6 protein-coding genes and 1 riboswitch are annotated in these 5933 nt (G+C 33.9%); of the genes, 1 reads left to right on the plus strand and 5 read right to left on the minus strand.

Annotated elements, in window-relative coordinates; translation table 11 throughout:
- The 5 genes from BLR76_RS11070 to BLR76_RS11090 all read right to left on the minus strand — a co-directional run.
- The coding region (locus tag BLR76_RS11070; RefSeq protein WP_218121449.1) for a transposase zinc-binding domain-containing protein at nucleotides 1–186 on the minus strand (186 nt) is incomplete at its 3' end.
- 222 nt (nucleotides 187–408) lie between these two features.
- Nucleotides 409–831 carry a cupin domain-containing protein gene (locus BLR76_RS11075; RefSeq protein WP_091268921.1) on the minus strand — a complete coding sequence of 141 codons (423 nt, stop codon included), beginning with the start codon at nucleotides 829–831 and terminating at the stop codon, nucleotides 409–411.
- A 257-nt stretch (nucleotides 832–1088) separates the two neighbouring features.
- Entirely contained in the window at nucleotides 1089–2603 is a 1515-nt protein-coding gene (locus BLR76_RS11080; RefSeq protein WP_091268923.1) for an ABC transporter permease subunit, read from the minus strand.
- Nucleotides 2604–3497, minus strand: coding sequence for an ABC transporter ATP-binding protein (locus tag BLR76_RS11085; RefSeq protein WP_091268926.1), 894 nt, complete (start codon nucleotides 3495–3497; stop codon nucleotides 2604–2606). It abuts the gene before it with no gap.
- Nucleotides 3484–4422 carry an ABC transporter ATP-binding protein gene (locus BLR76_RS11090; RefSeq protein WP_091268928.1) on the minus strand — a complete coding sequence of 313 codons (939 nt, stop codon included), beginning with the start codon at nucleotides 4420–4422 and terminating at the stop codon, nucleotides 3484–3486. The genes BLR76_RS11085 and BLR76_RS11090 overlap by 14 nt, the downstream gene beginning before the upstream one ends.
- A 188-nt stretch (nucleotides 4423–4610) precedes the next feature.
- Between BLR76_RS11090 and BLR76_RS11095 the strand changes: the two genes are divergently transcribed.
- On the plus strand, nucleotides 4611–5177 hold the full coding sequence (locus BLR76_RS11095) for a transcriptional regulator (RefSeq protein ID WP_091268930.1): 567 nt from the start codon (nucleotides 4611–4613) through the stop codon (nucleotides 5175–5177).
- Between the two features lie 225 nt (nucleotides 5178–5402).
- Nucleotides 5403–5508, plus strand: a riboswitch (NiCo riboswitch).
- Nucleotides 5509–5933: the final 425 nt, after the last annotated feature.

The following is a 5933-nucleotide window of genomic DNA, read 5'->3' on the forward strand; positions in this document are numbered from 1 at the left end:
AATCGGAACATGCTTAACATTTGGGCAAGCCTCACACTTATACACGCGGAATCCATTAGACAAATCCCCACAATGCAGAAACTTATCAACTTCTTTTATAATAACTTGGCGTATCTTTCCTTTGTTATTTTTTAGAAAATTCTCCCAATTATTATTGTCCAGAAATATAGCTTTGAGTTTATTCATTTCTATGCGAATGCTTTTCTCTACCATACGTATAGTGTACCTTTAAATCCCCTCTCTTTTCAAATCAAGTGATAGTGATTAACGTTTGAGGTGATAGGCTTTCTAGCGGGTAAAATTTTATACTTTCCTATTCTATAAAAAAAGTGCGAATGAATCAGTAATCGATTCATTCACACATTCATTATTTAACCCTAAAGGCTAATCGATAAATTGTACTCATTCTTAATGTTCATTTGGATCATTTTCAGCATCTTCATGTGTTTTATGAACGGTTCCTGGTAAATGATCAGGTCCAGCATAAATAGTATACAATTTTAAAGGGACATCTCCTGTGTTCGTTACATTATGCCATATGTCTGCTGGTACAAAAATCGCATCATCATCTCTTACTTCTGATTCGAAGTTGAGATTATCTTCTGTTGGTCCCATTTGACATAAACCGGTTCCTTCTTCAATACGTAAAAATTGGTCGATGCCTTCATGTACTTCAAGACCGATATCGTCGCCTGGCTCAATGGACATAACTGTAACTTGTAACTTTTCCCCTGTCCAAATCGTTGTGCGAAAATTATCATTATCAACTGTCATGCCCTCGATGTTTTCAACAACTGGCTTTTTGCCTCGATCACTATAGTCATATTTCACTTTACCAACCTCTTTCTTTATTTGTAATGATTCTAATTAATTACACCATACACTTTAATTGATTACATGTCAAAATAATAAGCTTAATCAAAGCTTAGAAGCTTTTTCAGGTTAGAGCTTACAAAACGATCGGGTTCTGACAATTGAAGTGGTTCAATAAAATTCTACTGTTTTTTTACATCAATCACCCTTCCGTTTTCAGATTGTTCCCATTCATATATCGAATAATAGACAATTTATTCATTTCTAATTAACTGTTATAGAGGTAAATCTTTCTTTGTAAAGAGAATATTTGATGCCGTGTACAAGACTACGGCAATGGACCCTAAAACAACGAATCCCCAGCCGAATTCTCCACCAGAAAGGATGGCATCCGTATCAAAAAGTGTTGTTATCGTTAAATATTCAAGGCCATCCGCACTGTCCATTAATTGTTGAATCATGGTAACTAAGAAGAAGGCAAATGGTACACCACCACCAATTGCTAAAGCCATCCCAGTGCGATTAAACAATGTAGATGCAAAAAATGAAATTGAACTCATTGCGAGAATCAAAAGAAGCAACCCTAGACTTAACCATAAGTACTTTTCACTATCGAATTCTAATGCTTTGTCAACAGATCTTGCAGAAGAAACCATGGCATGATTCGCCATTGATCTAATTTGTTCTTCATTTAGTCCTGTCGTTTGAGTAGATAAGGCTAACGCTTCAGGGTCTTTAAGTAAGGTTAAATTATCACTTATTTGGTCGCTGCTAATGTTTAAAGCAGTAGCAGATGATACAATGACTGTTTGCAGTAGAAGCTCCGCATTGTCTTCAGTAAGTTGTCTTTGAAGAGTCGTGGATTCTTCGACAGCATCAGATTCGCTATTCTCTTCTGTTTCTTGAGCTTCTTCGTTCTCTTTTGTTGTTTCTTCTGTATCCATGTTTTCTATTTCATCTGTAATGATCTCACGATAGTCATTTATTGAAACACCATAAATACGAGCACCGGCAGCTAATGCATCATTACTATTCAGAATCATTTCGGGATCTTCCATTAATTCTTCTGCAGTTATCTCAATATCCTCATCTCCCATATCCTCATCATCCTCATAAATATCCCAACGCTCATCGGTGATGATTTCGGCCGTTTCCTCATAAGAACGTTCACGAATGACATCCTCTAAATAAATTTCATATGCTTCTGTATCCATGTCACGTGCAATTGCTGCTACACGCATGGCATTTTCATCTTCTTGAATTAAATAAAGTCGCTCAGATAAATAATCTTCCTCATGGTTCAAAGTTTCAGCTGCTGCTGAGACGTCATCGGTTATCGCATAACCAGTCACATTGTTGAAAGTAAATTGAGAGGCTGCTAAGCCTGCTATTGAAATAACAATATACATTAAAACAACAGATAGTATTAAATAAAGGGACTTAGTAAAAATAACGCTTGAGCGTTTGATGGGAGTGGATAATGTATAAGCCATTGACCCAGAATCTACTTCATTTACGACAAGGTTGTTTGCAGTAAAGACAACATAGACAATCCCTAATATTACTGCAATTAATTTATAAAAGTTTTCTAAACTTCCTAACAAGCTAGTTAATGAAGATAAGATATTAGAAAAAGCAGTGCCTTCAGCTGCTTCTGCAATCGAAGCATGGCCTGCAGCATCATAGCTGATAATAAATCCTGATAAGATAGTTGAAGCAACAATTGTTATAATCAACCATAGCTTCCAATTAGATTGTAGACTTTGTTTAAATATTGGTTTTGATATCAATTATTTTTCCTCCTTAAACACTTGGGCAATGTAGTCTTCAAAATGAGCTTTAATTTCTTTAAAATAAACTAAATCAAAATCTTTTAAGGTTTGAATTAGTTCGTTAATCTGTTCATCATGTATTTCAACAAAGACTTGTAAATCCTCCATTTTTACTTTACTGATTTGATAACCCAACCCAATAAATCGTTTAAAGTCAGCCTCGGATTTAAATTCCATTCGATATACTTTGTTTTCATTGTAGCGAATTTTTTTTATATCTACTATTTCAATTATCTTGCCCTTTTGAATTACAGCGACTCGATCGCAAATTTCTTCAACTTCTTGGAAAATATGACTCGACATAAAAATAGTTTTTCCCTTTTCTTGTTCTTCTTTTAAAAGGTCTATGAAAATATCACGCATTAAGGGATCTAAACCAGTTGTCGGCTCATCCATAATCAATATATCCGCATCCGAGGCTAAAGCAGAAACGATCGCTGTTTTTTGCTTCATTCCCTTACTCATCGCGTGAACGTTAGCCGATATGTCTAGCTGGAATAATTCACTTAATTCTTTGGCTCGATTCCAGCTTCCTCTTCCGGACAAATAAATTTGCTCTTTTAAAAATTCTTCACCACTTGTATTTCCAGGGAAATTAATTTCTCCAGGAATATATGAAACATATCGTTTCACCTCAGCACTACTTTTTGTAGCATCTAGGCCCTTTATTGTAACGCTACCTTCATCTGGTTTGATAAAACCCATCAGATGTCGAATGGTCGTCGTCTTGCCTGCCCCATTAATACCGACAAAACCATAAACTTCTCCTTTTTCAATCTCTAAAGAGATATCAAAAATGCCACGTTCTTTTTTGTAATCCTTAGTTAGGTGTTTAATCTCAATGTAGGCCATATTGTAAGTGCTCCTCCCCATCAGAAACTGACTTCTTACGATCATAGAAATCCATAAAATAGTCTTCCAGCGTAATTTTAATCTCGGAAATAAAGTTAACCTTTACTTCACTTAATTCTGTAAATAATTGTTGCATTTTTTCGTCTGTCAAATTCATTTTCACCTGGTTTTGATTTGGTCTTTTAATTGAAATGGTGAATGCTGTATTTTTTAAAAACTTTTCATAATCATCAAAGCTTGAAAATTCTACTTTAAAAGCTTTATTTGTGTTTCTTTTCAGGTGATCCGCTTCAATTATTGACACAACAACACCATCTTTAATAATTGCAATCCGATCACACGTCGCTTCCACTTCGCTAAAAATATGACTGGAAAGTAGAATAGTCTTTCCCTTTTCTTTTTCATTCAAGATAAACTGAATAAAACGTTCTTGCATAACAGGATCTAAACCTGATGTCGGTTCATCTAAAATCAATACATTCGGATTATGCATAAAAGCTGTGACAACAGCTAACTTTCTTTTACTGCCTAAACTCATCTCTTTAATTTCTTCCGAAGTGTCTAACTCAAATAACTCCTTGAGTTCATCTGTTCGTGACCTGTCAGAAATCTGTCGTTCTTCAGCCATAAATTTAATGAATTGATCTCCGGTCATATTATCGGGAAAGGCCAATTCACCAGGTAAATAGCCAATATCGTGTTTAATTAATGCAGCTGATTTCCAAGTATCTTTTCCGTTAATATACGACTCTCCTTCGTCGGGTTGAATGAAACCCATTAAATGTCGAATGGTTGTTGTTTTCCCTGCCCCATTCGGACCCAAGAACCCAAACACTTCACCTTTTTCAATTTCAAAGGAGACATCAAATATACCCCGACCGTGCCCATAATCTTTTGTGATATGCTTTACCTCTATAACTGGCATTCATTTACCTACTTTCATTTTATATTCCATATGTTAATTAATTTACACTTGTATCTTTATTTACAAACGTCTTAGAAAGTATTATACTGGACTCTATTCCAAGAACAAGAGACAGAATGATAAAATGGTTAGTTAATTTACAAAGTAGGAAAAATTGTTTATTAAATCGCTAGGAGTGTATATAATATATGGAAGATTTAGATTTAAGAATTCAAAAAACGTATAAATCATTGGTTGAAGCAATTGAGATACTATTAAAGGAAAAAGAATTCGAGAAAATATCGGTGACTGAAATTTGCGACTTAGCGATGATCAGACGCCCGACATTTTATAAACATTTCTTAGATAAATATGATTTTCTAACTTTTTTCATTAAGTCTAAGATGAATGTCATTTTTGATTATGCCTTTCAAAATTTAAATGAAGAAGAAAGTAACTTTTTTATTTTAGTCTTTGAACAACTCCTCCAACAACCAGATAATGTTTTACATCTTATATTCAGTATTCAACTGAACTCAGATGTTATGTTGGAAATGGTAAGTGTTCAGGAATATGGACAAAACATGTTAAAAAATTTTGTAAATTTAGAAGAAAATGTCAGTACCAACCATGTAATAAAAAATGAATACAAGAGACAAATTATTATGGGGGTTACGATCCAATCCGTTGATTGGTACAAGAATAATAAAGAAAAGATTCATATAGAAGAAATGCTTAAGTTGTATGAAAAGACTTTAGAAAATTTAATGGTATAAAACAAATGCCACTTAATTACATGTCAAAACAAGCCTAATTTAGGTTAAAAATTAGGGGTTAAAAACTTCTACTAAAGATTTATTTATTTCGATTGACGTCTTAAGAATAGTTTGTGATAATTAATACAGAGGGAATAAAATCTCTAGACTCTTTTGTGTAAACACTAATTCTTTTAAAATTAAATAATGAAAACTTTGGATAATCTGCTTCTTAAAGTAAATTATCCATTGTGATCTGAACAGGCGGTGAATATATACTATTCATGCAGCCGGGCTACGATTTTTGTGGCAGCAGAATATGACATTCAAAGGGCATATCTGTGGGACAGTTAATTCTGTTCTATAGGTATGCCCTTTTTATTATCTACCACGCTGAAAAGGAGGGGAAATTTCAACAAAATTGCGTATTTATAAGAAAAAAACTTAATTTTTAAAAAATATGAAAGAACCTGAATTATTCATACCTCTAAATGTGGATAACTATTTCTATTAAACTCACTGCTTTTTTAGACATTTTTAAGTATTAACTGTCTATCATGCCACTTTATATCCTTCTCGATTAGATCGAAAACAAAAGGATGGAAAAAAGAGTATAAAGACCCCTTGGTCTTACAATCGTCAAAAAATTAATATGATCTTCTGGAGTAGCTAATGCAACAGAACCAGCTGTTGAATATTCTCCAATATTGTCCAGAACAGTGAAGAGAAAACGTAACCTGTGGACAAGCGGACTTTTATTTTACGCGCATGTCGTGT

Source organism: Alkalibacterium thalassium, from assembly GCF_900101165.1.
Classification (GTDB): domain Bacteria; phylum Bacillota; class Bacilli; order Lactobacillales; family Carnobacteriaceae_A; genus Alkalibacterium; species Alkalibacterium indicireducens.

What these genes read in the sequence shown, in the direction of transcription:
- BLR76_RS11085 (WP_091268926.1), bottom strand. Translation starts at nt 3,497, where the DNA reads ATGGCCTACATTGAGATTAAACACCTAACTAAGGATTACAAAAAAGAA.
- BLR76_RS11090 (WP_091268928.1), bottom strand. Translation starts at nt 4,422, where the DNA reads ATGCCAGTTATAGAGGTAAAGCATATCACAAAAGATTATGGGCACGGT.
- BLR76_RS11095 (WP_091268930.1), top strand. Translation starts at nt 4,611, where the DNA reads ATGGAAGATTTAGATTTAAGAATTCAAAAAACGTATAAATCATTGGTT.